We start from the raw sequence: 24,411 nt of genomic DNA, 5'->3' as shown, positions 1-24,411 counted from the left end.
GATGGACATATTGGGCTGGATTATCGTTATCGCTCTGTTTATCATTGGGATGGCCGGAGCGATTTACCCTATTCTGCCGGGGGTTGTCGCCATTTACCTGGCGCTGTTCGTTTACGGCTGGTTCTTTACATTCGAGCATTACAATTCATGGTTCTGGATTATTCAGACCATCATTCTGGTGGTGCTCTTCATTGCCGATTATGCAGTTAACGCCTGGGGGGTTAAGAAGCTCGGCGGTTCCAAAGCCTCGATATGGGGCAGCACCATCGGTTTAATTATCGGGCCGTTCGTTATTCCCGCTTTTGGATTGATTATCGGACCGTTCCTGGGAGCATTTTTGGGTGAAATGCTGGCAGGTTCGGGACCGAGCAAATCCATGAAGGTTGGATTCGGATCGGTCATTGGATTGTTCAGCAGCATTGTGGTGAAGGTTATTTTACAGCTCGCGATGATTGTTATTTTCTTCATTTGGATTTTCTAATAGACGCTTAGGAATCGCTGTAAGAGGCGCTTTGGAGGAGAAAGAAGGGTACGGTTTTGTCAAAGAAAGAGTCATTTATTAAAGGCACGATCATCTTGGCCGCTGCTGCGCTGGTCGCCCGCGTGCTGGGTCTTGTCCAGCGGGTGCCGCTGGAGCATATGCTGAATGATATAGGGGATGCCTCATTTACGATCGCCAATAACGTATATTTAATGCTGTTAACGGTAGCAACGGCCGGCATTCCCAGCACGCTCAGCAAAATGGTATCCGAGCGCCATGCTTTGAACAAGCCAGCGGAGGCTCGTCGTGTCTATCATGCTGCGCTTATTTTTGCCGGAGCAGCAGGCGTTGTCATGACGCTGCTGCTTTATTTCGGAGCCCCTTATTATGCTACCCATATTGCGAAGCAGCCGGAGGCCGCCGCGGCCATTCAGGCATTGGCCCCAGCGCTGCTGCTGTTTCCGGCCATCGCCATGATGCGGGGATACTTCCAGGGACGCAATAATATGACGGCTGGCGGCATATCGCAGATTATCGAGCAGATTGCACGGGTTCTGACAGCGATCGGCCTGGCTTACGTGCTGCTGCGGATGGGATACGACGATACCTGGATTGCTGCCGGCGCCTCCTTCGGGGGAGTACTCGGCAGTATTGGAGCATTTGCGGTCATGCTGTACTTTACGGTAAAGCTTCGCCGAAATGATCGCGAGCTCAAGATGCCGGCAGCGGACCGCTCCATTCCGCTTGGCGGGATATACCGGGATATATTCACGTTGTCTATACCGATTGTGCTGTCTTCCCTGGCGGTTCCGGCTGTTAACTTCATTGACAGCTCCATTGTTAAGCCACTGTTGATCGGGCAGGTTGGCCTAGGGCAAGCAACCGCAGCTCTCGCGGTGTTAGGAAACCGGGCGCAGAGCGTGGCGGGGATTCCGCCGATTCTAGCCATTGCCCTGAGCACCTCGCTCATTCCGATCATCTCTGCAGCGTTTGCGAAGAAAGATCAGGAGCATCTGGAACAGCAAGTATCGCTGGCTATGCGTATTGCCATTTTAACAGGCATGCCGATGGTGATTGCGCTATGCGTAGCATCCTATTCCATTAATGGTTTGCTGTTCAGTTCCTTGGGCGGCAGCGGGATTATTGGATTTCTGACGTTCGGTACGATTTTCCAAATCACGATGATGACCACAAATTCCATTCTACTCGGAATCGGCAAGGCCAAGCTCTCGATGATTCACGTGATGGTTGGGGTTGTGGTCAAGCTTGCAGCCAGCTTTCTGCTTGCTCCGTTCTTTGGAATCTACGGGATCATAGGGAGCACGGCGCTCTGTTTCCTTGTCATTACGATATTGAATATAAGATCGATTAAAAGGATTGTATCCTTCTCCATCCTGGGCAAACGCTGGACGGGCTTCGTGCTGACGGTGATTGCTGCCGGGGGAATCGGATATGGCCTGAATCTGGCCGGTATTCAAATGGTCGATGTCATGCCGGCACGGTTGGCATTCCTGCTGACTTGCCTGGTTGTAGGCGTGGCCGTAGTCATTATATATCTTGTCCTGCTGGTGGTGTTTGGCGTATTGCGGCAATCGGAGCTGAGCAGTTACCCGCGCCTACTGCAGAAGGTGTTCCGTCCGCTTATGAGACTGCAGCCTGCACGTATGCGGGAGCGGGGATAAAGACATAGACTAAGTTTCACTTATAGAGGTTGTTCAAAAAGTCCGCTTTTGATAAGAAAACCTCTATCGAGGCCACTTCAAGGATGAGCGACCGCGATGCATAGGTAGGTTTTCTTGCGATATAGAATTTCATCAGTTCCACTGATAATTCATAAATTCTATATCTAACACGAAGGGAATCAGGAAGCAGCTCTGCATCGAATCTTGAATTCAGCCGGGCCTAAGTAAAAGCTTCCGAAGCATGTTTCCTGCGGAAACATATCAGGTGCTCACGTACCCAAACGTTCGGTGCTGAAAATCGACCTTTTTGAACACGCACTTATCGTGGTAAATAGAACCGAAAAGAGACCTTCCTTGCAGTATCGGGACGGTCTCTTTTCATTTTAATGCGGATGGAACTGATCAGACACATCATGCACGATGGAGGTTTTCTCTAGAGCGGCCCGATGGGCGTGTGTAATATCCGGCAGCAGCGGCCGTAACGGTTTGCGGATATGCCTAAACATCGCACGGCCCTGAAACCAGTCGTACCGGGGAATCGGCTCGGGGGGTTCATCCTCCCAGATCTCCTCAAGATAAGGGCTGTACAGACGTTGGCCACCCGGGAGCCATTCGGAAGTGATGAGGTCAGATCCCGCGTGGCCATGATTCATGGCTTGCTCAAGGGTCGGCGTAAATAAGCCCGGCCAGTATTCAGCGCGCGATCCTTGGTGCTTGGTGGATCGCGCGAAGGCCAGCACAGCGCGGTAAATCTCCTCATACCCAAACAATAAAGCATACAGCGAACGGCCAGCCTTGATCCGAATGGACAGGTCGTCAAACTTGGGGATGGTAAGTCCGGCCAGCGGCCTGGTTGGGGATAGGAGCTTTGGCCCAGTACTTTCCCCCGACTCTGTTCGTTGGACTTGACCCAGCGGAAACACGATTTGATTCAACCGGGTCAGCTCATGCAGCCGAAAGAAGGGATTCTCCAGAATATGTTGTTGGTAAAAAGGATGTCTCGCCACACGCCCCTCAATATAGTTCTGTTCATTAATGATGAGTGCCACCGTAAGCAGCGAACTGCTCTGATCCTGCCAGAACTGTTCCCAGAACGGTGTCATGAACGATGAAACATGAAAGTGGGGGAGTAAATGAAATAGGGGCTTGCCTTTATTTCGACTGTGTATATAGAGAAGCAGCTGGGGGTAGGCGTCCTGGAAGATCAGCGCATTGCAGCGCTCCAGGAAACGGTACAGATTGCTCTTGAATGTCGGATCCGTGAGATCCGACATCAATCCGCCTTTCAGATCGCTCATATTCCACCCGGCATTACGCGATACCATATGGGCCAGCAAAGCCCAATGCAGCTCAGGATGCGATATATAACAGTCCAAATAGGCTTGCGTACGCGTTACGTTGCTCCGGTTGGCTGCGGCTGCGGCCTCCTGAATATGATGAATCAACTGCTGCTCTTCTTGGGATAGCTGAACATCTGCACCTGGTTCATGAATCCGAATATCGCTATACCCTTGCATGGAAGGGAACGGAAACGGGGTAACGCTCTGCTGCAGATAGGGATGGGAGTATAGGATTTCCTTGAGCTTTACGCGAATTCCCCTTACCGCTGCAGGGTCCCATTGCAATTCGTGTCTGCTTGTCCGGAGCTTTAAGGAGAATCGCCATGATGCAATCATCCCCGACCATGATTCTGTCAGGGCCTGCGGAATGGCTGACGCCCATGACCATACATCCTTGCCCTGGTTTTTTTTATTTTTGACTCCGTTCGAGTGCATTCGGGGGTCACCTGCACTTTCTGATGGTTAATCCCTGCCTGTGAACATCATAATGTCAGTATGCTCTAAAATTTGACTTCCACTCAACATTTTGATTCACTAAGGGTGAAGGAACTCGACGTAAAGGGGAGATAATCAATGGAAAAAATCACTTCGGAAGCAGAATTTCAGGTTGCAATCCAGTCTCCGCGACTGACTGTTGCCGTATTTAAAGCAGACTGGTGCGGCGATTGCAAGTTTATCGATCCATTCATGCCGGAGGTTGAGACGAAGTTCTCAAACCAATTGACTCTGGTAGAGGTTGACGTCGATGCTGTCGGTGACGTGAGTCAGCAGCAAAATATTTTGGGTATCCCCAGCTTTGTTGCATACTCCGATGGACGCGAGCTGGTTCGCTATGTTAACAAACTCCGCAAATCGCGCGAGGAAATTGAAGATTTCCTGCAGCGTGCCGTGGACGTATACAGTACGATTCATAAGTAAGGGTGACCATAGCACCGCCGCCTTGATCTATAATTGGCGGCGGTGTTGTTTTATATATCGAATAGAGATATGGCGATGAAGTCAAGTACCTGGATCATGAAGGTTTTTCTCATTTTTGAACATTTTGTCACAATCGCTCAAGTGACCGTGGCGGCAGAATCAGGTATAATGAAATGTGGACTGTGTACGATGCGATCCTGTAAAGGTTTAAATAGTGAATGATTAGGAGCAGCAGGTGAGATAAGTGAATGATAAACAACTAAAATGGCTGAGTTACATAACATGCTTAGTTATGTTCTGCGCGACGTTCGGTGGCATGGTTGTGACAAAGACGGGCTCGGGACTCGGTTGCGGTCAGGAGTGGCCGCTGTGCAACGGTAAATTTGTTCCCGCTTACACGGTATCCTCCATGATTGAGTATTCACACCGGGCCGTTAGTGGAATGGCGGGTTTGGCGGCGCTCGCTTCGCTGATTGCGTTCTGGAAGTACAAGCGGGATCGCCGGGATTTGATGGCTTATGTTATCGGGACCTCGGTATTCGTTATTGTACAGGCGATCATGGGTGCGCTTGCGGTGGTTAAGCCTCAATCGGCTGCGATTATGGCGCTGCATTTTGGCTTCTCGCTGATTGCCTTTGCTAGCTCTGTCATGCTGGCTTTGGGTATGCGGCGGGTAGAACAGGCGAAGGGGCCCGTAGACTTGGAGCGTCTGCCTCGGGTAAGCAAGGGCTTCCGTAATTTAGTATGGGGCACAACCTTGTACAGTTACATCGTGGTTTATATCGGTGCATTCGTGAGCCATACCGATTCCCGGGAAGGGTGCTCCGGCTGGCCGCTGTGTAACGGGGAAGTGATACCGGAGCTGAGCGGAGGGGTAGGCATCGCCTTTATGCACCGCGTGGCGGCGCTTCTGCTGCTGATCGTTGTGGCGGTGATGGGGCATTTTGCATATTGGCGGAACCGCGACAACCGGGAGATCCAGATGCTGGGCATCTCGGCAACCGTGCTCTGCCTGCTGCAGGTGTTCAGCGGCGCCCTCATTATGGCAACGATGCATAACGAGGAGGTTTACGTATTCTCCGCACTGGGGCATACCTTGTTGATCTCCGCCTTATTCGGCGTATTGTGTTATTTAAGTGTCAGGGTTTGGCAGCTCAGCAGGCCGGTTAAAGCCGAAATGCGGCCGGATCATAGCATGCCAAGCGAAAAGATCGTATAAGAAAAAAAGCAAAAAAAAGATCGAATTTCAGGCAACATCTTTTATGCAAAGTCCCCGAGCTTGCCTCGAGGGCTTTGTTGTATAGTAAGGGGGAGCCGATGATAACCAAGCCATCCGCAAGACGTGTCCGATATCAAGGAGATGGGGGTTGTCTGGTCGTTTCGGGGGCATCCTATAAGAACAATCCCCTGATGGATGAACGAATGAAACCGGGATACCCGGATGAGTTATTCCCGCGTGAGGATATCGTGAAAACGGTTGAAACGCGGTGGAATCCCTATTTTGGCAAATAGCGATCCAAGAACCAAGGTTAATCTGATGACGCGAGGGGGTACCGCCATGCTTCGAATGCTACTTGGGGAACAGCCCCGGCAGAATAACGGCCTGCTTGAGGAAGCCATTGAATCGATGGTCCAAACAACCCGGCTGCTGCAGAAGGAAATGGAGAAAAATCAGGATCCGACGCATGATTTTCGCAAGCTTGAGATTTGGACCCGGGGGTTGATCGTTTCCCTGGATGAGCTGGAACAGAGCTGGAATGCGGCCCGGCATTTCAGCCAATCGATCCAATCGGGTTACATCGATGACATGTCGATTCAGGAGCAAGGGGAATATCAGCGGTATGTGTATTTTTACAAAAACGGCTTCATCCGCGTATTCTCGATCCTTGACAAGCTGGGGACGGTGTTGAACGATTTGTATGATCTTCATACCTCCAAGGTGAAGGCACATTTCTCTTATTTTACGGTCCTGCGGCAGTTTAAATTCCTGAAGGCCCACGGAGAGCTGGCCAAAGAGCTGGAGGAGATCAAGGATCGTTACAAAACACCGCTGAACACCCTCCGGAAACGGCGCAACGCCGAAATCCATTACATGAATTCCGAGATGCAGGATGATTTGTGGCAGCGTCATCAAGGACTGTCGGACAAGATCGAGCTGGAGGATATCGGCCAGCACCTGGACGATCTCAAACAGGGCGTTGATATGGTATGCCGGAGTCTGGCGGCCTCTTATAAATATACGAACAAGCTTTGGGCGAAAAATGGAGTCAGGACTTAGGCACAAAATCGCCATGAAATTCCTTTTGACAAAAACCTGAAAAGAATCTATACTAACTATTGCATTCATTAAATGTTATCAAATCAGATCAAATTAATCGGAAAAATTTCATATCGATGTTTTCTTATCGAGAGAGGCGGAGGGACAGGCCCGATGAAGCCCGGCAACCGACTCCAGCGTGTAATTGCTTAACGCGATGACACATGGAGTGACATGGTGCTAATTCCTTCAAAGCTACAGGATATCCTTTGGCTTTGACAGATGAGAAAAGGCGTTGACTTTTACGTAAAGAGGGCCCTTTTTGATTCTACAAAAAGAGGCTCTTTTCTTTTGGGTAAATAGATATGAAGCTATGGAAAAAGGAGGATTATCGGATTGATTGAGCTCAAGCAATTGACGAAGCAGTACGGAAAAGCCGGAACTTTAACAACTGCGTTGTCCGAATTGGATTTGTCGATTGAAAAAGGAGAAATTTTCGGAGTGATCGGACACTCCGGTGCAGGTAAAAGCACATTGATCCGTTGTATCAATTTGTTGGAGCGTCCCACCTCGGGCGAGGTGTGGGTGAACGGTAAGAACTTAACGTCGCTTGGCAAGAAGCAGCTTCAGGCGGAACGCCGCAAAATCGGCATGATTTTTCAGCACTTTAACCTGTTGTCATCGGCGACGGTGTACGATAACATTGCGTTTCCGCTGCGTCTGATCAAGACGCCAAACGCCGAACTGGAACGTAAAGTATCCGAGTTGTTGGCCTTGGTCGGGCTCGAGGCGCATCGGGACAAGTACCCGTCTCAGCTATCTGGGGGCCAGAAGCAGCGGGTGGGCATCGCCAGAGCGCTCGCGAGTGATCCGGAAGTACTGCTGTGCGACGAAGCCACTTCGGCTCTTGACCCGCAGACGACGGATTCGATCCTGCGCCTGCTGCTGGACATTAACAAAAAGTTTCATCTGACGATCGTGCTGATTACCCATGAAATGCATGTGATTCAGAGCATATGCGACCGGGTCGCCGTCATTCATCAAGGCGGCATCGTGGAGCAAGGGCCGGTAACGGAAGTGTTCCTGAAGCCGAAGCATGAGGTAACCCAGGAATTTATCCGTCAGGAGATGGACAGCGGCGAAGCGCTCCGGCTGGCCATCCAGGGACAGACAAACGGACCTTCAAGGGCGGTGCAGATTACGTTCCTTGGATCGAAAACGTACGAATCAATTCTGTCCCATACCGTCCATGAGACGGGCGTAAATTTTGCAATTCTGCAGGGTACCATTTCCACGATCAAAGAAACGCCGTACGGCCAACTCATTGTCCGTTTTGAAGGGGAAGAGGGCGCTATTGAAGATACGATTCGGAAGCTCCTTGAGCAAGGATTAGACGTGGAGGTGATTCATTAATGTTCGAACTCGATTTTACCCAGATCGACTGGAAAGAAATATGGACGGCAACCTTGGATACCCTTCGGATGCTGGGGGCATCGGCATTGTTCAGCTTCATTATCGGACTGCCGATTGGCGTGCTGCTCTACATGGCCGCTAGATCCACATCCGGCCTGGTACGCTTCGGATACTCGATCCTGTCGTTCATTGTGAACATCCTGCGTTCGATTCCGTTCATTATCCTGATCGTTGCGATGATTCCGATTACGAAATCGCTTGTGGGTGTTTCTTATGGCGTGCTGGGAACCATTCCACCGCTCGTGATAGGCGCGGCGCCATTCTTCGCCAGACTCGTGGAAACCGCCTTGAATGAGGTGGACAAAGGGGTCATTGAAGCGGCTCATGCCATGGGCTCCTCGACAAGCCAAATCATATGGAGGGTTCTCCTTCCGGAGGCTCGCCCGGGTTTGCTGGCTGGGATGACCATCACGATTGTAACCCTGGTCTCGTATACCGCGATGTCCGGTCAAGTCGGCGGCGGCGGGTTGGGCGATTTGGCCATCAAGTATGGATATTACCGTTATGAGACCGAGATTATGATTCTGGCCGTCGTATTAATGATTGTGCTGGTACAACTGCTGCAAATGGCAGGAGATCGCTTGGTCCGACATTTTACAAGAAAATAACGGAATGGATGAGGCATCAAGGAAGACAATATAAAAAAATAATATATTTTCGGAGGGAGAGTTTTTAAAATGAAAAAATGGACATTGGCATTGATCAGCTTGACATTGGTTACGGTGCTGGCTGCGTGCGGCAGCAAGCCTGCGGATAACGCGGCTGAGCCAGGGGGAACAACAGGAGGCGGCGCTCAAGAGACCGTAACCTTGAAAGTAGGTGCTTCGCCTTCACCACACGCCAAAATTTTGGAGCATATCAAACCGGCGCTTGAAAAGGAAGGCGTGAACCTGGAAATCGTGGAATTTACGGATTATCTGCTGCCTAATACGCAAGTGGATTCCAAGGAAATCGACGCGAATTTCTTCCAGCACAAGCCTTACCTGGATAATGAAATCAAAGAGCGCAAACTGGACCTGGAGTCCGTGATCGCCGTGCATGTGGAGCCGCTGGGTGCATACTCCAGAACGATTAAATCGGCCGATGAGCTGAAGGATGGAGCCGTTGTGGCGATCCCAAGTGACCCATCGAATGCGGGCCGTGCATTGACCCTGCTGTCCAAGAATGGCGTCATTAAGCTGCAGGATGAAACCAAGCTTGAAGCTACCGCTAAGGATATCGTGGAAAATCCGAAGAACCTGGAGTTCAAAGAAGTTGAAGCCGCGATGCTGCCGCGTATGCTCGATGAGCTGGATCTGGCTGTCATCAACACGAACTACGCGCTTGAAGCGGGACTGGATCCAACAAAGGATGCGCTCTTTATCGAAGACAAAGAGAACCCTTATGCCAATCTGCTGGTAGCTCGTCCGGACAACAAAGACTCCGATGCCATTCAAAAATTGGCGAAGGCGCTGACTTCCGAGGACGTGAAGACCTTTATTGAAGAAGAGTACAAAGGTGCTGTCATTCCGGCATTTTAATTCGAGCACCAAGGCTCGATGATGCTGAACATAAGTTTCATCGTATCCGAGAAGAGAGGGCGTTATCCAAAAGACCGTGGGTCTTTATGGATAATGCCTTTCTTTTTTTGTATAATGGGCCCTCTCTGCCGGGTTTGCAAGTTGTTAGGCCTTATCAAATCTTTTATACTGAAGGAAGGATATCCATCTGAGGAGGGAAAGCCTTGAAGGGAAAAGTGGCGCTGATTACAGGCAGTGCGACAGGATTGGGGAAAATGACGGCGCTGTCGTTAGCCCGGCAGGGATGTCATTTGGCTATAAATTATGTAAACAGCAAGGATGAAGCGGAAGCGCTCTCCCGCGAAATCGAGGGGTTTGGCGTGAAGTCCATTGCGATTAAAGCCGATATCGCCAGCGAGCGTGAGCTGTATTCGTTGGTGGATCAGACGGAGGAGCAGCTGGGAAGCATCGATATCCTGGTGAACAACGCAGGGCCGTTCATTCGGGAACGTCGTCTATTCTCGGAGTACAGCCGCGACGAAATCGTACATATGGTGAATGGCAATTTAACCGGCGTCATGCTGCTGGACCACCGTGTTCTGCCTGCCATGCGGGAGAAAAAGTGGGGACGCATCATCCACTTTGGATTCGGACATGCGGGAGAAGCCCGCGCGTGGCCTCAGCGTTCAGCCTACGCTGCCGCTAAAGTGGGCCTGGTATCCTTTACGAAGACCCTTGCGGTGGAAGAAGCCCCGTATGGAATCACCGTGAACATGATCTGTCCGGGGGATATTCGCGGAGCCAACAAGGAGAAGACTATCGATGAGGTATCGGGCATCCAAGACGGGCTGACCCCGCGCGGACGATCGGGAAGCGGGGAGGACGTCGCCAGGGTGATCGAATATTTATGCCTGGATAAGTCGGATTTCATTACCGGCAATATCATGGATATATCCGGCGGGCTGGATCCGATCCGTCCGTTGATTAAACCGGAATAACCTAAAATGACCCCACAAAGTGGAGTCCATGCTGCTATGCTAATTCCAAATTCTTTTTACTTTGCGGGGCTCCCTAAACATATCATTGCAGTTAAAGAATTGCTTATGCTCCGCTGAAAACTTATATATTCTTTAATTTCAAAAAAAGAGTCTTGGTTCCACGATGGAAACCAAGACTCTTTATAGTTAAAGAAGATTTAGAATACTTGAACTACTTCTTGAATGCCTTCTACTTCTTCAACCAGGGCGCGTTCGATCCCTGCTTTCAGAGTAATGGTGGAGCTAGGGCAGCTACCGCATGCACCCATCAATTTCAGCTTAACGATGCCGTCTTCAACGTCAACCAGTTCCACGTCACCGCCGTCGCGCTGAAGGAACGGACGAAGTTTATCAAGCACTTCAGCCACTTCATCATATACAGTGGTTTGCGTGTTTTCACTCATCTTGTTCAACTCCTTTCCTCCCTATATTATAGTACATAAACCGGCAAAATAAAATGCCAATCTTAAGGCAGGTCTAATAACAATGTCCATTATCATTGAGTTTTGCACAAGCAATTCCTATTTCGGAACGGATAAAGTTCTGCAGACGCTTGAAGCCAAGTACGATTGTCAAGTCATCGAATACGGCTGCCTGACCAGCTGCGGCCAGTGCTACCTGATGCCCTTCGCTTATGTGGATGGCGAATGGGTCGAGGCCCCCACGGCTGAAGAGCTGCTTGACGTTGTCATAGCCAGACTGGAAAGCTTTCAGGACAGCGAAGAGGAAAACTGACGCCGGATAACTTGGCATTTCCGTAAGGAAGAACATAGCGTCTGCAGCCTGTTCGTTGCTAGTAATGACGCTTGGATTTCCAGAGAACGCCGCTCTTCAATATCCTTGGTACCCTGCCCAGCACCGACGTGCTACCCATGAGACCAAAGCCCGCATGTTTGCCGAGGGAGCCGAGGGTTCCCTTGAGCTTCAGCGGAGATACCTTTGGCGTATCATCACGCCATAAGGCTTTCATGACATGTCCCACTTGCTCGGCTTGAGCCCCGGCTGCCTGCGCGCTTGGGACGAACGGAAGGCTGGCGCAGTCGCCGATCACGTACACTTCCGGATGGGACGGAACCTGATACCACTCGTTGAGCATAATGCGTCCGCTGCGGTCTTTTGGCAGATCGAGATCCTGTACGACCTTTACGGGCTGGATGCCTGCCGTCCATACGGCTAGGTCGGTTGCGATAGGCACATCCAGATTGTACACGGCATCCTTCTCAACTCGGGATACGGAAACCCCGCTGTGGATATCCACATGGTGTTCCTCAAACCAGCGATGAATATAAGCAGACAAACGGTTAGGAAAAGAAGAAAGTACCCGTTGTCCCCGGTCCAAAATGGCGATATTAAGGTCAGGCCGGCTTTCACGAAGATCGGCAGCGAGTTCGATGCCGCTTAAGCCTCCGCCAATGATATGAACATGACCATAAGGTCTGAGGTTGTTGAGGTGCAAATAGGTTTCCCGGGATGCAGAAAAAGATTGCAGGCTAAACGTGAATTCTTCTGCGCCCGGTACGCCATGATAACGGTCCGTACATCCCAGAGCAATGGCGAGTTGGTCGTATTCCACGGGATCGTTGTTCGTCAGGTTAACAAGCCTCTTCTCTAGATCGATGGATGTGACTTCACCATATACAATTTGGAGGCGGTCATACACCGGGAATTTAACACGAACGGCGGTATCGGCCACGGTGCCTGCTGCCAGCGCGTAGTATTCGGTTTTGAGTCCTTGGTATGGCATGCGGTCGATGAGCACGACCTCCACGTCCGGAGGAAGATAGCTGCTGAATAATTCTTGAATTAGGGCAAGACCACCATAGCCTCCGCCGAGAATGACGAGCTTTTTCATAAATTTCTTCCTTTCTCAAGAGATAAGAAGGTGAGCGCCGATTCGCAAGAAAAACGCCGCTGGAAGCGGCTTAGGTTACCCACGCTATATTATCTCTTTAACCTGTTTTCCGTTTTTTGGAACGTCTCTCGTTTGCTTAAATCCTGCTGGTAAGACTTATTCGTAAACCTTGATCTCGTTGTAGAAGGTATCGCGTTCAACCGGAATCCGGCCAGCGCCTTGGATGAGCCAGACGAGCTCTTTGCGTGTCAGCCCTTCCGGGGTCAAGGCTCCTGCAGCATGGCTGATGCGTTCTTTCAGGATCGTACCATGGACATCGGAAGCGCCGAAGCTGAGAGCAACTTGAGTCAATTGCGGTCCGATATTAATGAAGTACGCTTTGATGTGGTCGATATTATCGAGCATCAGACGGCTGATGGCAATGGTCTTCAAATCCTCGTAGGCCGAATTGCGGCGCATGATGCCTGCATTCTTATTCTTCGGCTGCATGGACAGCGGAATGAATACCATGAATCCACCGGTTTCATCTTGAAGATCCCGAATTTCCAGCATATGGCGGATCCGGTCCTCATGGCTCTCGATCGATCCGTACAGCATGGTCGTGTGCGTCTTCATGCCAAGCTTATGTGCGGTACGGTGAACGTCGAGGTATTGATCTACGTTGGCTTTATCCACCTTCATCTTCTGACGGTATTGGTCAGACAGAATTTCGGCGCCGCCGCCCGTTAAAGACTGAAGACCAGCTTTCTGCAGTTCTTGGAGTACTTCCTTCGTGCTGAGTCCGCTGATGCGAGTGAAGAATTCAATCTCCGCCGCGGTATAGGCTTTCAGGGTTACTTCCGGGAAACGCTCGCTCAATGCCTTCAGGGAATCTACATAGTACTGGAACGGCACATGGTTATTATGTCCGCCAACGATGTGAAATTCACGAATCCCGGGATGAATATGCTGCTCGACATACTCGATCATCTCAGCGCCGGAGAGGGTGTAGGAGCCTTCCTCGCCTTGATCTTTCCGGAAATTGCAAAAAGCGCAGTGGGATTCGCATACATTCGTGAAATAGAGACTCATATTCTCAATGAAGTAAACTTTTTTCCCGTTCTTGCGCAAATTTGCTTCATTAGCCAGCTGCCCGAGGGTCAGCAGGTCATCGGTTTGGTACAAATACACACCGTCTTCAAGATTCAGGCGTTCGCCGTTTTGGACTTTCGCAACGATCTCCGCCATTCTCTGATCGGTAAATGGTGTCACAATTGTGGACATGTTCAATCCTCCTGTTCACACTTGACCTGCATAGAAGATCCAGCAGAAAAAGCGATCATAAAGTGAATCACTCCCCTAAGGGAACGGTCCGTTTATAGTGGTATAACAACAAACATCAATAATGGGCTGAATAAATAAGTAAGTTTGTGAAAAAATATACAACTGTGGACCAGCCATAACCTTTGCCGCTTTTTAGCCGGGGGATGTGACAAATATCCAACAGTTGCCGCCCATGTTCCTTCCCTATTATAAACCTGACCCCTCGGGGTAGCAACACAAATAGAGGAAATGAAAATAGGTTATTCATTACATATCAAACGCCATCATAACAACCTTGAGCGAATTCGCGAAGAGGAGTATACTGAAAGAGTGAACGAAAAGGAGGGTGACCTATGATTACAATCAGCGACTCAGCTGCAGAACGTTTGAAAGAAATGCTTGCTGAACAGGAAACGCCCAATATGTTCCTTCGACTGGGTGTCACTGCCGGCGGCTGCAGTGGTTTTTCATATGCAATGGGCTTTGACGATCAAGAAACGGAAGCTGACGTATACATGGACCTGCAGGACATGAAAGTCGTTGTCGAGAAGGACGATCTGAAGTACCTGAACGGTCTGGAAATCGACTTCGAGGAATCCGGCATGACCGGCGGCTTCACCATCCACAACCCGAACGCTACTGTCACTTGCGGCTGTGGTTCGTCATTCCGTACGGCAACGGATGCGGGCAAACCGAACGAGGAGCCTTGCTAATAAGGACTCTCTAGAGGGCTAAAGCCTAAGTCCCAACAGTTAAAGACCTCTCCCGACAATCTTGTCGGAGAGGTCTTTATTGCGTTATCGGGAACATCCGCGTAGCCATATGAACCCCAAAAAAGCAGCCAACTCCGCGATAAGGAGAGGCTGCTTTTTTGGGGGTTCTTCCTATTCAGACCGGGAAGAAGAAGGTATCGTTCAGCATCAGCACGATCATGCCGGCAGCCACAAGCGAAAATACGATGCAGCCCGCTCCGAGCCCTCTGCGCTTATCCTTGATGAACTTGAAGCCCATGACAAAGATAAGAACGGTGATGGCTGCTAGGGCAACCGACATGCCGACAATGGCAATCCAGTACAATATTTCAAATAACGCTGCCAAGGTGACAAAGCCTCCTTTATAGGTATCCAAGGTGATGGATTTAATACGGACAAAGTTCTGTTCTTACTATACGATAGATCACAGCATTTGCAAAGGGAGGCTCCCGTGGGGCAGCAAGAACCTCGATTATTAGGCATACCATCACGGACAATCATCCAAGACAAAGCGCGGATAGGGGAATAGGATAACGTATGTCATGAATAAAAGGAGGCGAAAGCAGCATGGCGGGAAGACAACTGGCCAGCAAGTGGTTGAAGACGGAAGCGCTGCTGACCGATCCGCAGGTTGCTCCCTACATTCCGGCTACCCAGTCGTATGGAGGGGATACCCTGGTCTCAATGCTGGCCGAACACGAAATGGTCGTGATTAAGCCGATTATAGGAACCGGTGGTAACGGAGTCATCCGAATACAGAAAGACGGAACGGGATACTTGGTAACCCATAAGAGGCGTACTGTTCATGTAGATACATTGAATTCCCTGTTATACGTACTGAGCAGGATGAGGCTGAGACGGCGCTACATGATACAGCAGGGCATTCATTTGGCCAGAATTCAGGGACGTCCGCTGGATTACCGTGTAAAGGTAGTCAAGGATCGAGGGAGATGGGAATTCCGGGCCATGCTTGGGCGGCTCGCGAGCCCAGGGCTTTTTGTGACGAATATATGTAAAGGGGGGACGCTGCTTCGTTGTGGTCCTGCACTCCGGCTGTCACTGCCCCACATTAATGCGAGGGAAAAGCGCAATGAAATGCGCCAATTAACCAGACAGTGCATAACGATACTGGAATCCCGCTTTCCAGGAATCGGGGAGCTGGGGTTTGATTACGGACTAGACAACGAGGGTAAGATTTGGATTTTGGAGGTTAATACAAGACCAAGCTGAATTTTTTGTTTAATATTCCCAAATGGAGACGTTTATATGATTTTTTAATAGGGTAATAAAAAAATAACCACAATCTACCGATATTATAATTGATCAATTTTTTTTATAGTAGAATTCCCCTATATCCTGTGTATAACATTTATCCCCATAATCCACTTTGATATGACCCTGTTTTTTACACTTACCAACAAATTATACACAGGATTTCCACAAGAGGTTGTGGATAAGCGAACAGTTGTTCCGTTTTAGCATGTCTGATATGATAGATTCAGGAAATTTGAGGAAGGGGTGTGAGAGGGATGGCTATGTTGACGGATGAGATGCTTCTCGATTCCTATCATATGGCTGTTGAGTTGAAGTTGGAACGAGAGTTCATCACTCTACTGCTAGCCGAAATTCATAAACGGAACTTGGACACCGATTCCGGCAGCATCCTGCATTAATCAGATTTTTCGTATATAGAATAGATAACTTACGACATGATACGTATATAATGTGGGAGCTTTCAACCAAGTTCTACATATGGTTTGAAGAATAGAAAAGGTATCTTCGGTTCCGGGGCGGGTGTAACCCCTTTCGGAACGAAGATACCTTTTTTTCTATGAATATGGATGTAGATGGAGTTAAAAATTCTAGCTGCCCTTACAATTTCATGTTACTGCTGTGGCCGGGTGCCAATCTGGCCTCAGGATCGAAGTAAACCTTAGCATTGTTCACGGCGGTAGGTGCTTCACCAAATCCAACAGCGATCAGTTTGACCTTGCCCGGATAGGTGGTAATATCGCCGGCTGCAAAAATGCCCGGGATACTTGTTTCCATACGGGAATCCACCACAATGGAGTTGCTTTCAATGGCGATGCCCCATTCGGAGATCGGACCGAGAGAGGACACAAATCCGAAATTGACAATGACATCGTCCACTTCAATCTCTTGCGTCTCTTTGGTCTTAATATGTGAAAGCGTAACCTTCGTAATCGTATCTTCACCATGCAATTCGGTGATCTCGGTTGGTGTAACGATGTTCACCTTCGATGCCATGAGCTGCTCCACACTATGCTCATGGGCACGGAATTTGTCACGGCGGTGAACCAGTGTAACCTGCTCGGCGATGGGCTCGATCATGAGCGCCCAGTCTACCGCGGAGTCGCCGCCGCCGCTGATGAGAACCTTCTTGCCTTTGAAGCGGCTGAGGTCGTTGACGAAATAATGAAGGTTGGTCTTTTCGTATGCTTCTGCCCCTTCAATCTCCAGTCGACGGGGTTGGAACGCTCCTACACCGGCTGTAATGATAACAGCTTTGGCGTGGTGTTCACCCAAATTCGTTTTTACGACAAAATGACGTTCTTCGAGTTTTTCCACAGCTTGTACTTTCTCTTCAAGACGAATGTCCGTTTTAAAGAGCTCCATTTGGGCGGACAGATTGTTCACAAGCTCTTGAGCGGTTACTTTCGGGAAGCCTGCTACGTCATAAATATATTTCTCAGGATACAGCGCAGCCAATTGGCCTCCAAGCTGAGGCATGCTCTCGATAAGTTTAACCGAAGCTTGGCGCATTCCGCCGTAAAAAGCAGCAAACATACCTGCAGGTCCGCCACCGATAATCAAAAGATCCGTCATATTGCTGTCTTGTGGCATCGTTGTCATGCGGTAAGCACCTCCATAAAATGAGTTTATATTCGAATCAGACAGACGTTCTTGTCCGGATAAAGCTGATTCACGAATTCCTTACCTATTATAATCGTCCCGAAGCGGCATGAAAAGACGAGAAATGAGTTAAAATACCTAACATTGGAATGGATACGCTTACTTAGTAAGTAAGGGGATAAATGGCGGAATGATTTGCACATTATATGGCAAAAAATTTCTTGATATTTGCATAGTTTATGCATATGATTAACGTGATAACTTGCGTTCATTACAGGGTAGTCCTATATATTGTCAACTGTAGCGAAGTAAGGAAACCTTAATGTTACAGCTGTTTTTGAACCTTAATGAACCATCAGGTCAAATGTTGAAACGGGCTCTGATTAGGGCTCTTCTCTTTTTTTGGATGCAATTTCACAGAATGTTAACATGTGCACCATACTGTATATATAAAGAGTAAGCTGGAAGGAGCAATAGAATGAGCAGCATACCGAAGATCGTAATCCTTGGCGCGGGTTACGGAGGCATATTGACAGCGCAGCGGCTGCAAAAAGAGCTGAATTATAATGAGGCCGATGTTACATTGGTGAATCGCCATGATTATCATTATATTACAACGCATTTGCATATGCCGGCAGCAGGAACAGACAGCATTGAGAATACCCGGGTATCCATTTCCAAGTTGATCGACGAATTCAAAATCGACCTGGTCAAATCCTCGGTTCAGGAAATCCGCCTTCACGATAAGAAGGTTATTCTTGAAGATGGAACATTATCCTATGACTATCTTGTCATTGGACTCGGCGGAGAGCCGGAAACCTTCGGGATTCCAGGACTCGCAGAGCATGCGATGACGATCCGAAGCATTAACTCGGTACGATTGATACGTGAGCATATTGAGTATCAGTTTGCTTTATATAAAAATGAGCGCAGACCGCAAGAGCGCATTAACTTTGTGGTTGGCGGAGCCGGATTCAGCGGCATCGAGTTTGTAGCAGAGCTGGCGGACCGCATTCCGAGACTGTGCAAGGAATATGACGTCGATCCGACGCTGGTGAACATTTATAATGTCGAAGCCGCGCCTGCCGCGTTACCGGGGTTTGCACCGGAACTGGTGGAGTACGCCATGAACGTTCTAGAGAAGAAAGGCGTTACCTTCAAGATGGGCATTGCGATTAAGGAATGCCTGCCAGGCGGTGTCGTTCTGAACAATGGCGAAGAGATCCGGGCGGCAACGGTGGTATGGACCGGCGGCATTCGCGGGAACCGTCTGGTGGAAGCAGCCGGTTTCGAAACGATGCGAGGCCGCGTCAAGGTTGATGAATATTTGCGTGCTCCCGGATACGAGAACATTTATATTATCGGCGATAACTCCCTGATTTTTAATGAGGAAGGCAGACCTTATCCGCCAACCGCCCAAATGGCGATGCAGCAAGGCGTGTGCTGTGCCCAAAATATCGTTGCGGCAATTCGGGACAAGTCGATGCGCAAATTCGAGTTCCATAACAAAGGGACGGTAGCTTCTCTTGGACGGGGCGAGGGCATTGCGGTTGTCGGGGATAAGAAATATCAGGGATGGAAAGCGGCCCAGCTGAAAAAGTTGGTGGATCTGCGCTACCTCTTCATTATTGGAGGGATTCCGCTCGTCCTGAAAAAAGGCAGGTTTCGATAAATGAGACACTGCAGCGTTCAAGTACGGGGGCTGCTCACCAGAGATGAGCTTGATCGTTATAACGCCCTGATGGAGGTCGGCTCCTATCTGGAGTCGCAGGAGCGGTACGATCTGGCTTACACCATTCAGCAGGAGGTCGACATTCTCATACTTCCTGCTATTGAGCGGCTCAAGGATAAGGGACGTGCCCGGGATCGGGCGACGGCTGAATATCTTGAAACCTTGCGCAAGCAAGAGCAAGATGAGGACGATGGTGAGGAATAGAAGAAGGGATGCTCTCGTGTTGAGAGCATCCCTTTTTTGACATTATAAGTTTTTTGGGATCCCCGCAAAGTATTTGGAATAAACATCGTAGCATAGGCTCCACTTTGTGGGGATATTTTGTACATGCTGGTTTATGTGCAGAAGGAATTATACCTTCATTAAATCTGTAAATGAAGCCTGATCGAGCAGGTTGCCGACATAAAACGGACCAAACTCGCCGAAACGCGCACTTACTTCGTCAAATCTCATTTCGTACACGAGCTTCTTGAACTGAAGCGCGTCGTCGCTGAACAGGGTTACGCCCCATTCCCAATCGTCGAATCCAACGGAACCGGTGATGATCTGTTTGACCTTGCCGGCATAACCGCGGCCAATCATCCCGTGGCTCTTCATCATGGATTTGCGCTCGTCCATGCTGAGCATGTACCAGTTGTCCGACAAATCCCGCTTTTTGTTCATCGGATAGAAGCAGATATGCTTCGATTTTGGCAGGGCCGGCTTCAGACGGGCAATGACATGCGGATTCTGCATCGGATCCTCATCGGAGGAGCCGGCCAGGTAGTTGCTCAGCTCGACAATGCTTACATAAGAATAAGCCTTGGTGGTAAACTGGGCGAACGTTGTTTTGTTAAAGGCGTTCTCGATCGCGTTCAGCTCTTCCAGCGTCTCGCGCAAAAGCATGAATACAAAATCGGCTTTCTGACCGACGATGGTATATACAGCGGTACTGCCTTTTTGGGCAGCTTCGACGGCATCCCATTCCTCGCGGAACGCGTTCAGCTCGTCCAGCGCAAAAGCACGTACTTCTTCATCTGCAGCTTTCCAGGCCGGCCAATTGATGGTGCGGAAATCGTGCAGCGCATACCAGCCCTCAAGCGTCATTGCAGCTTCGTTCATGTGATCACTCCTAAACGTTATGTTCGTTATAATTGAAGCGGATGGCCGCTTGCATTAACTTCCTATATTGTACTGTAAGCGCAGTCGGAAGGGCAAACGCCGACACAATGTATTCACGATTGTTCGTTGATCTGTGACATTATTTTTAGTAAACTAGCTATTAGCTAAAGCTTGGTGTGCTGTTTCTTGCTGCAATAGAGTAGAATAGCTGCTACGCGTAGGTGATAAAGAAGAGGTGAAAACAGCGATCATGCTTCAATTTATTCCTGTGCTCGTGCTGATGATTTTGTTTTTTGTCATGATGTTCGGTATCGGTTTTATCCTAAATATGTTGATGAAGACGACCTGGTTTCCTTGCTTTCTGTTCGTGATTGTCATTTTGCCGGTCGTTGTATACAGCTTGTGGGATCGGGGCCAAATGTCGTTCTGGACTCACGTGGGATCCTTCCAACTGGTGGATTACTTAACGGGAGTTGCAGGTCTGATTGGTGCCTACATGAGCGGATGGACCATTAAGACATTGCGTATTAAAGGCTTTAGGATGTTTTAACGCGCTTGGCGCAAATTGAATGTAGTGTTGATGGCGGCTCTGCAATACCTGGGGGCCGTCATTTATTATTTTGTGGAAGCATGCAAATGGCGGGTGCAAGAATTCCAGAATTTTTGATGCGAAAGAACCGACTTCGAGACGACGGATTTATGATAGAATAGAGGAAGTCTATTTTTGGGCGACAGGGGGAGCATAAACGATGCGCATGACTAATTTTTTACATTTTACCGAGAACCACCGTTACTGCGTATACCGTGACTTCTGCTTAAGCGGCCTGGATGACAAAATGCTTGGTTCGATTTATCAACCGATGGTTGGCGCGTTTGCTGTCAGTCTGTACCGTCTTCTCGTATCGCATGTGCCGGTGGAGAAGGTGGGTTACTCGGCTATTGAACAGCAGCGAAGATTATTCTTGACATTAGGGCTTGAGCCTAGTGAAAAAGGACGCCGATTTCTCATTGAGCAAACCTCGAAGCTGGAAGCGGTAGGTTTACTGCAGACAAGCCGGATGTTTGTCCCGGAAACGGATGACCATATCTATGAATATGAGCTGCAAGCACCGCTCAGTCCAGCGGAGTTCTTTAACACTCAGCATCTGACACTGCTGCTTCGCGACAAGGTGGGGAAATTCGCCGTGCTGTCGTTAAGAGAAGAGCTTTGGAGCAAGGAACCCCTTGAATGGTCCGGTATTTCCTTCAACAAGGAGAACATTTCGGTTCCCTTTTATGATATTTTTGAGCTGAACACGCATGTCATTGATTATGAACTGGAGCAAGCGCTGGAAGAGGTCGCGGTGTCACGGAAGTCCACGGCGCCGCCAAATCCGCAAGGAGAAGGTCTGAACTATGCGGACATTATTCTCCGTTTCCCGCGTGAGTCCCGTAATCGGGTCTTTGTGGAGCGTCTTCGCTACGACCACGAGCAGATGGGCATCGTGAATTACGTGGTGCGGAAATACGATCTCAGCACGCAGGATTTGTGCCGCCTGTTGGACGAGGACGGCATATTTACCGAGCATGGCGAGGTCGTGCTGGATGATCTTCAGCACAAGGCCAGTCTTCACTTTAGGCAGGGAATGAAGATGCAGGAGAAGCGGCAGATTACGGCAGGCAAGGTCGTTGCCTTGCGGCAGGAGATGACGGCCGATCCGGAAGAGCCGGCACAGGAGCATGCGGTAGAGATGGAATACTATGTAGAGGTTCCAACTCAGTTCCAATCGAAGTGCGATATCCACCAATATAATATGATGCTTCGCAACGAGCCTTATACCCGGCTCCTGCAGACCTTCTTCCCGGGCTCGGTTCCAGCGCAGTTCCTGGACATTTTCGAAAAGATTGATCTGAGTTACAAGCTGCCGGGTGAAGTCATCAACGTACTCATTCATTATTTAATGTCACTCATGGCCGCAGGCGGCGAGCAGCGCATCAACCGCAATTTCGTGGAGGCTATTGCTTCCAATATGCTGCTGAAGCAGGTGAACAGCTATGAGAAAGCTGTTCAGTATATACGCGATCAAGCCAAGATGAAGGGCAAGCAGAAGGCGACCACACAACGTACGCGTACATACGCTAAAGGCGGAAAGGTGAAGCCGGAAATTCCAGTGGCTCTGGAATCCGATCAGGCGGAAGCCGTATCGGATGAGGAATTCGAAGAAATGATGCGATTTGCGGCAGAAATGCAGGCTGGCAGCAAGAAGGGCGGATAAAGAATCCTGCTTAAGAGAGGAGGGAACTAGAGATGGAGTCCCTTGGTGAACTGCTGGAAAGCATGAAAAGTCCTGCGCTCCGGCGCAGAACCGAGCAGATTATGGAAGATTTGCTCAGGAATCCTCTGATTCAAGCATTGCGGAGCGAATACCCGGAGATCGATGACCGGGTCATTCGTTTGAATTTAAGCAAACTGTACCAATATGCGGGAGATCAGGCCCACTGCAAGGCATGTCCGGGTCTCGACCGGTGTCCGAATGATTTCCAGGGACATTTCAGCAAGCTGGATATCCAGCGGATGAACGGAACCGTGGAGATCTATGAGCGGAAGGCGCCGTGTTCCCTGCAGATTGCGAAGACCAATGAGGATCAGATCAAAAAACGGATCCGCAGCTTTTATGTCGATGAACATGCCTTGAACGAAGGTTATGACAATATGGAGATTATGGCGAAGGACCGCCTGCGGGCACCTGCGGTGCACCAGGTGTTTAAGTACATCCGGGATACGAAGGAGAATGGGTTGTCTCCGCGCGGCTTGTATCTCACCGGTTCGTTTGGTACGGGCAAGACCTACCTGATGGGCTACCTAATGCATGAGCTCGCGAAAGCAGGCCATTCGGGCGTTATCGTGTATATGCCTGATTTCGTGGAAGATCTGAAGACCATGATGCAGGACGGACAGAAGCTGAAGGACATGGTGGAGACGATGAAGCATTGCGATCTGCTGATCTTTGACGATATCGGAGCGGAGAATTTGAATCCGTGGGTTCGGGATCATGTCCTCGGCTCCATCCTGAATTTCCGGATGAATCGGCTGCCGACCTTCTATACGTCGAACTATCCGCTCGACGGGCTTGAACAGCATCTGAGCTTCACGAGCAAGGATGGCGAGGAGCTTCACAAAGGTCAGCGCTTGATGAACCGGATTGCGCCTTTTGTGGATGTCGTTCATTTATTCGGGGAGAACCAGAGAGGTAAATTCTAGTATTGCAAGCAAGCTTCCTATGGACAACCCCCCATGAATTGTAAAAAGTCTGATCCCGTTAGCGTATGGAACGCGGCAGGGATCAGACTTTTTATTTACGCACAAGGAGTCATCAAGTATTAGCCGACCAAGAACTTGATAATGACGAATCCGAAAAAGATGATGGTCATGAAACCAAACATCCCCACGAAGCCCATCATCAAATCGCCAAAGTCATTGCGTGGTTCTTCATTGATGTGCTCCCGTGGATCGTTAACGCGTACGTTTACATCCATGGTGCTTGCCTCCTCAAAAGGTGAACATGCCGTGCCAACTCGAAAAACTTGACAGTCACCCGACTTGTTACTAGTAGTATACCCAATGCGCAAATCATTTGTAAAGATTGCATAAAAAACCCGTGAAATCCTCTTTCTTTAGGTGAGTATATTTCACTTTTTAAGGCCGATTGTGGTATACTAAATTCGTCGACCCATTCGACAATTATGATTCGCACTATACCTGATCTTATCCTGTGAGGAGGAGAATACAATGGCTATCGTCAATGTTACCGACCAAACCTTCGTGAATGAAGTTGAAGGTCAAGGAACGGTTGTAGTTGATTTCTGGGCGCCATGGTGCGGCCCTTGTAAAATGCTTGCTCCGATTCTGGACGAATTGTCTTCAGAACTCGGCGATGATGTAAAAATTGCTAAGGTGAACGTGGATGAGAATCCGGAATCCGCAGCACGTTTCGGCGTGATGAGCATTCCGACCATGATTTTCTTTAAAGACGGCCAACCTGTCGATAAAGTGGTAGGTCTGAACTCCAAAGAAGCCTTGAAAGGCATCATTGCAAAACATCAATAAGCAGGATTGGTCCTAGACCGCCAT

Annotated in this window: 28 protein-coding genes and 1 riboswitch; of the genes, 20 read left to right on the top strand and 8 right to left on the bottom strand. The window is 49.4% G+C overall.

Annotation, left to right across the window (positions count from 1 at the left end; translation table 11 throughout):
- Position 1 precedes the first annotated feature (1 nt).
- Together BJP58_RS15115 and BJP58_RS15110 are read left to right on the top strand one after the other, a co-directional pair.
- Entirely contained in the window at positions 2-481 is a 480-nt protein-coding gene (locus BJP58_RS15115; RefSeq protein WP_071222385.1) for a DUF456 domain-containing protein, read from the top strand.
- 56 nt (positions 482-537) lie between these two features.
- Positions 538-2,163 (top strand): putative polysaccharide biosynthesis protein, encoded by a 1,626-nt coding sequence (locus tag BJP58_RS15110; RefSeq protein WP_194544546.1) that lies wholly within the window; start codon positions 538-540, stop codon positions 2,161-2,163.
- Between the two features lie 383 nt (positions 2,164-2,546).
- On the opposite strand, the gene BJP58_RS15105 is transcribed toward BJP58_RS15110, so the two are convergent.
- The gene (locus BJP58_RS15105) at positions 2,547-3,938 is read right to left on the bottom strand and encodes a DUF2515 family protein (RefSeq protein ID WP_194544545.1); all 1,392 of its coding nucleotides are present in this window, start codon (positions 3,936-3,938) and stop codon (positions 2,547-2,549) included.
- 138 nt (positions 3,939-4,076) lie between these two features.
- Here BJP58_RS15105 and BJP58_RS15100 point away from each other — a divergent pair, with 138 nt between their 5' ends.
- From BJP58_RS15100 to BJP58_RS15065, 8 genes are all read left to right on the top strand, one after another.
- Positions 4,077-4,421: a thioredoxin family protein gene (locus BJP58_RS15100; protein WP_071222388.1), complete on the top strand. Its 345-nt coding sequence runs from the start codon at positions 4,077-4,079 to the stop codon at positions 4,419-4,421.
- Between the two features lie 244 nt (positions 4,422-4,665).
- Positions 4,666-5,640, top strand: a complete 975-nt coding sequence (locus BJP58_RS15095; RefSeq protein ID WP_194544544.1) for a COX15/CtaA family protein — start codon at positions 4,666-4,668, stop codon at positions 5,638-5,640.
- Positions 5,641-5,738: 98 nt separating this feature from the next.
- Positions 5,739-5,933 carry a hypothetical protein gene (locus BJP58_RS15090; protein WP_194545161.1) on the top strand — a complete coding sequence of 65 codons (195 nt, stop codon included), beginning with the start codon at positions 5,739-5,741 and terminating at the stop codon, positions 5,931-5,933.
- A 46-nt stretch (positions 5,934-5,979) separates the two neighbouring features.
- A complete protein-coding gene (locus tag BJP58_RS15085) occupies positions 5,980-6,699 on the top strand; it encodes a Cthe_2314 family HEPN domain-containing protein (RefSeq protein WP_071222391.1) in 720 nt (239 codons plus the stop codon).
- A 121-nt stretch (positions 6,700-6,820) separates the two neighbouring features.
- Positions 6,821-6,967: riboswitch (SAM riboswitch) on the top strand.
- Between the two features lie 107 nt (positions 6,968-7,074).
- Positions 7,075-8,091: a methionine ABC transporter ATP-binding protein gene (locus tag BJP58_RS15080; RefSeq protein ID WP_194544543.1), complete on the top strand. Its 1,017-nt coding sequence runs from the start codon at positions 7,075-7,077 to the stop codon at positions 8,089-8,091.
- Complete coding sequence (locus BJP58_RS15075; protein ID WP_194544542.1) at positions 8,091-8,759, top strand: methionine ABC transporter permease; 669 nt, start codon at positions 8,091-8,093, stop codon at positions 8,757-8,759. Before BJP58_RS15080 ends, BJP58_RS15075 begins: the two co-directional genes overlap by 1 nt.
- 69 nt (positions 8,760-8,828) lie before the next feature.
- Positions 8,829-9,671 carry a MetQ/NlpA family ABC transporter substrate-binding protein gene (locus BJP58_RS15070; protein WP_194544541.1) on the top strand — a complete coding sequence of 281 codons (843 nt, stop codon included), beginning with the start codon at positions 8,829-8,831 and terminating at the stop codon, positions 9,669-9,671.
- Positions 9,672-9,874: 203 nt separating this feature from the next.
- Positions 9,875-10,648, top strand: a complete 774-nt coding sequence (locus tag BJP58_RS15065) for an SDR family oxidoreductase (RefSeq protein ID WP_071222395.1) — start codon at positions 9,875-9,877, stop codon at positions 10,646-10,648.
- Between the two features lie 197 nt (positions 10,649-10,845).
- On the opposite strand, the gene BJP58_RS15060 is transcribed toward BJP58_RS15065, so the two are convergent.
- On the bottom strand, positions 10,846-11,091 hold the full coding sequence (locus BJP58_RS15060; protein ID WP_006212609.1) for a NifU family protein: 246 nt from the start codon (positions 11,089-11,091) through the stop codon (positions 10,846-10,848).
- Positions 11,092-11,173: 82 nt separating this feature from the next.
- Here BJP58_RS15060 and BJP58_RS15055 point away from each other — a divergent pair, with 82 nt between their 5' ends.
- Positions 11,174-11,422, top strand: coding sequence for a YuzB family protein (locus BJP58_RS15055; protein ID WP_194544540.1), 249 nt, complete (start codon positions 11,174-11,176; stop codon positions 11,420-11,422).
- 58 nt (positions 11,423-11,480) lie between these two features.
- On the opposite strand, the gene BJP58_RS15050 is transcribed toward BJP58_RS15055, so the two are convergent.
- Both BJP58_RS15050 and mqnE read right to left on the bottom strand, forming a co-directional pair.
- Positions 11,481-12,539 carry an NAD(P)/FAD-dependent oxidoreductase gene (locus BJP58_RS15050; RefSeq protein ID WP_194544539.1) on the bottom strand — a complete coding sequence of 353 codons (1,059 nt, stop codon included), beginning with the start codon at positions 12,537-12,539 and terminating at the stop codon, positions 11,481-11,483.
- A 156-nt stretch (positions 12,540-12,695) separates the two neighbouring features.
- Positions 12,696-13,802, bottom strand: a complete 1,107-nt coding sequence (gene mqnE / locus BJP58_RS15045; protein ID WP_194544538.1) for an aminofutalosine synthase MqnE — start codon at positions 13,800-13,802, stop codon at positions 12,696-12,698.
- Positions 13,803-14,194: 392 nt separating this feature from the next.
- On the opposite strand from mqnE, the gene BJP58_RS15040 reads away from it, so the two are divergent.
- Positions 14,195-14,554: a HesB/IscA family protein gene (locus BJP58_RS15040; RefSeq protein ID WP_071222399.1), complete on the top strand. Its 360-nt coding sequence runs from the start codon at positions 14,195-14,197 to the stop codon at positions 14,552-14,554.
- A gap of 175 nt (positions 14,555-14,729) precedes the next feature.
- Here the strand turns inward: BJP58_RS15040 and BJP58_RS15035 are convergent, their stop codons facing one another.
- Positions 14,730-14,939 carry a hypothetical protein gene (locus BJP58_RS15035; protein ID WP_071222401.1) on the bottom strand — a complete coding sequence of 70 codons (210 nt, stop codon included), beginning with the start codon at positions 14,937-14,939 and terminating at the stop codon, positions 14,730-14,732.
- Positions 14,940-15,160: 221 nt separating this feature from the next.
- Here BJP58_RS15035 and BJP58_RS15030 point away from each other — a divergent pair, with 221 nt between their 5' ends.
- Positions 15,161-15,823 carry a YheC/YheD family protein gene (locus tag BJP58_RS15030; protein ID WP_194544537.1) on the top strand — a complete coding sequence of 221 codons (663 nt, stop codon included), beginning with the start codon at positions 15,161-15,163 and terminating at the stop codon, positions 15,821-15,823.
- A 299-nt stretch (positions 15,824-16,122) separates the two neighbouring features.
- Complete coding sequence (locus BJP58_RS15025) at positions 16,123-16,266, top strand: sporulation histidine kinase inhibitor Sda (RefSeq protein ID WP_006212600.1); 144 nt, start codon at positions 16,123-16,125, stop codon at positions 16,264-16,266.
- Positions 16,267-16,465: 199 nt separating this feature from the next.
- Here the strand turns inward: BJP58_RS15025 and BJP58_RS15020 are convergent, their stop codons facing one another.
- Entirely contained in the window at positions 16,466-17,467 is a 1,002-nt protein-coding gene (locus tag BJP58_RS15020; RefSeq protein ID WP_127593487.1) for an NAD(P)/FAD-dependent oxidoreductase, read from the bottom strand.
- 478 nt (positions 17,468-17,945) lie between these two features.
- Here BJP58_RS15020 and BJP58_RS15015 point away from each other — a divergent pair, with 478 nt between their 5' ends.
- Together BJP58_RS15015 and BJP58_RS15010 are read left to right on the top strand one after the other, a co-directional pair.
- Positions 17,946-19,139, top strand: coding sequence for an NAD(P)/FAD-dependent oxidoreductase (locus BJP58_RS15015; protein WP_194544536.1), 1,194 nt, complete (start codon positions 17,946-17,948; stop codon positions 19,137-19,139).
- Positions 19,140-19,403, top strand: coding sequence for a hypothetical protein (locus BJP58_RS15010; RefSeq protein WP_071222405.1), 264 nt, complete (start codon positions 19,140-19,142; stop codon positions 19,401-19,403).
- A 147-nt stretch (positions 19,404-19,550) separates the two neighbouring features.
- On the opposite strand, the gene hemQ is transcribed toward BJP58_RS15010, so the two are convergent.
- Positions 19,551-20,300 carry a hydrogen peroxide-dependent heme synthase gene (gene hemQ, locus BJP58_RS15005; RefSeq protein WP_071222406.1) on the bottom strand — a complete coding sequence of 250 codons (750 nt, stop codon included), beginning with the start codon at positions 20,298-20,300 and terminating at the stop codon, positions 19,551-19,553.
- 250 nt (positions 20,301-20,550) lie between these two features.
- On the opposite strand from hemQ, the gene BJP58_RS15000 reads away from it, so the two are divergent.
- The 3 genes from BJP58_RS15000 (at position 20,551) to dnaI (ending at position 23,541) form a co-directional block, all read left to right on the top strand.
- Positions 20,551-20,850, top strand: coding sequence for a YuiB family protein (locus BJP58_RS15000; RefSeq protein WP_015737411.1), 300 nt, complete (start codon positions 20,551-20,553; stop codon positions 20,848-20,850).
- A gap of 199 nt (positions 20,851-21,049) precedes the next feature.
- A complete protein-coding gene (locus BJP58_RS14995) occupies positions 21,050-22,555 on the top strand; it encodes a replication initiation and membrane attachment family protein (protein ID WP_071222407.1) in 1,506 nt (501 codons plus the stop codon).
- A gap of 32 nt (positions 22,556-22,587) precedes the next feature.
- The gene (dnaI, locus tag BJP58_RS14990; RefSeq protein ID WP_194544535.1) at positions 22,588-23,541 is read left to right on the top strand and encodes a primosomal protein DnaI; all 954 of its coding nucleotides are present in this window, start codon (positions 22,588-22,590) and stop codon (positions 23,539-23,541) included.
- Positions 23,542-23,660: 119 nt separating this feature from the next.
- Here dnaI and BJP58_RS14985 read toward each other — a convergent pair whose 3' ends face one another.
- Positions 23,661-23,816 (bottom strand): hypothetical protein, encoded by a 156-nt coding sequence (locus BJP58_RS14985; RefSeq protein ID WP_006212594.1) that lies wholly within the window; start codon positions 23,814-23,816, stop codon positions 23,661-23,663.
- Positions 23,817-24,069: 253 nt separating this feature from the next.
- On the opposite strand from BJP58_RS14985, the gene trxA reads away from it, so the two are divergent.
- Positions 24,070-24,387 carry a thioredoxin gene (gene trxA / locus BJP58_RS14980; protein WP_009592891.1) on the top strand — a complete coding sequence of 106 codons (318 nt, stop codon included), beginning with the start codon at positions 24,070-24,072 and terminating at the stop codon, positions 24,385-24,387.
- The last annotated feature ends 24 nt before the right edge of the window (positions 24,388-24,411 follow it).

The sequence above is a fragment of the Paenibacillus sp. JZ16 genome (genome assembly GCF_015326965.1).
GTDB lineage: Bacteria > Bacillota > Bacilli > Paenibacillales > Paenibacillaceae > Paenibacillus_AQ.
The sequence above is the reverse complement of the archived record's forward strand: the minus strand, read 5'-3'. Positions and strand labels throughout refer to the sequence as shown.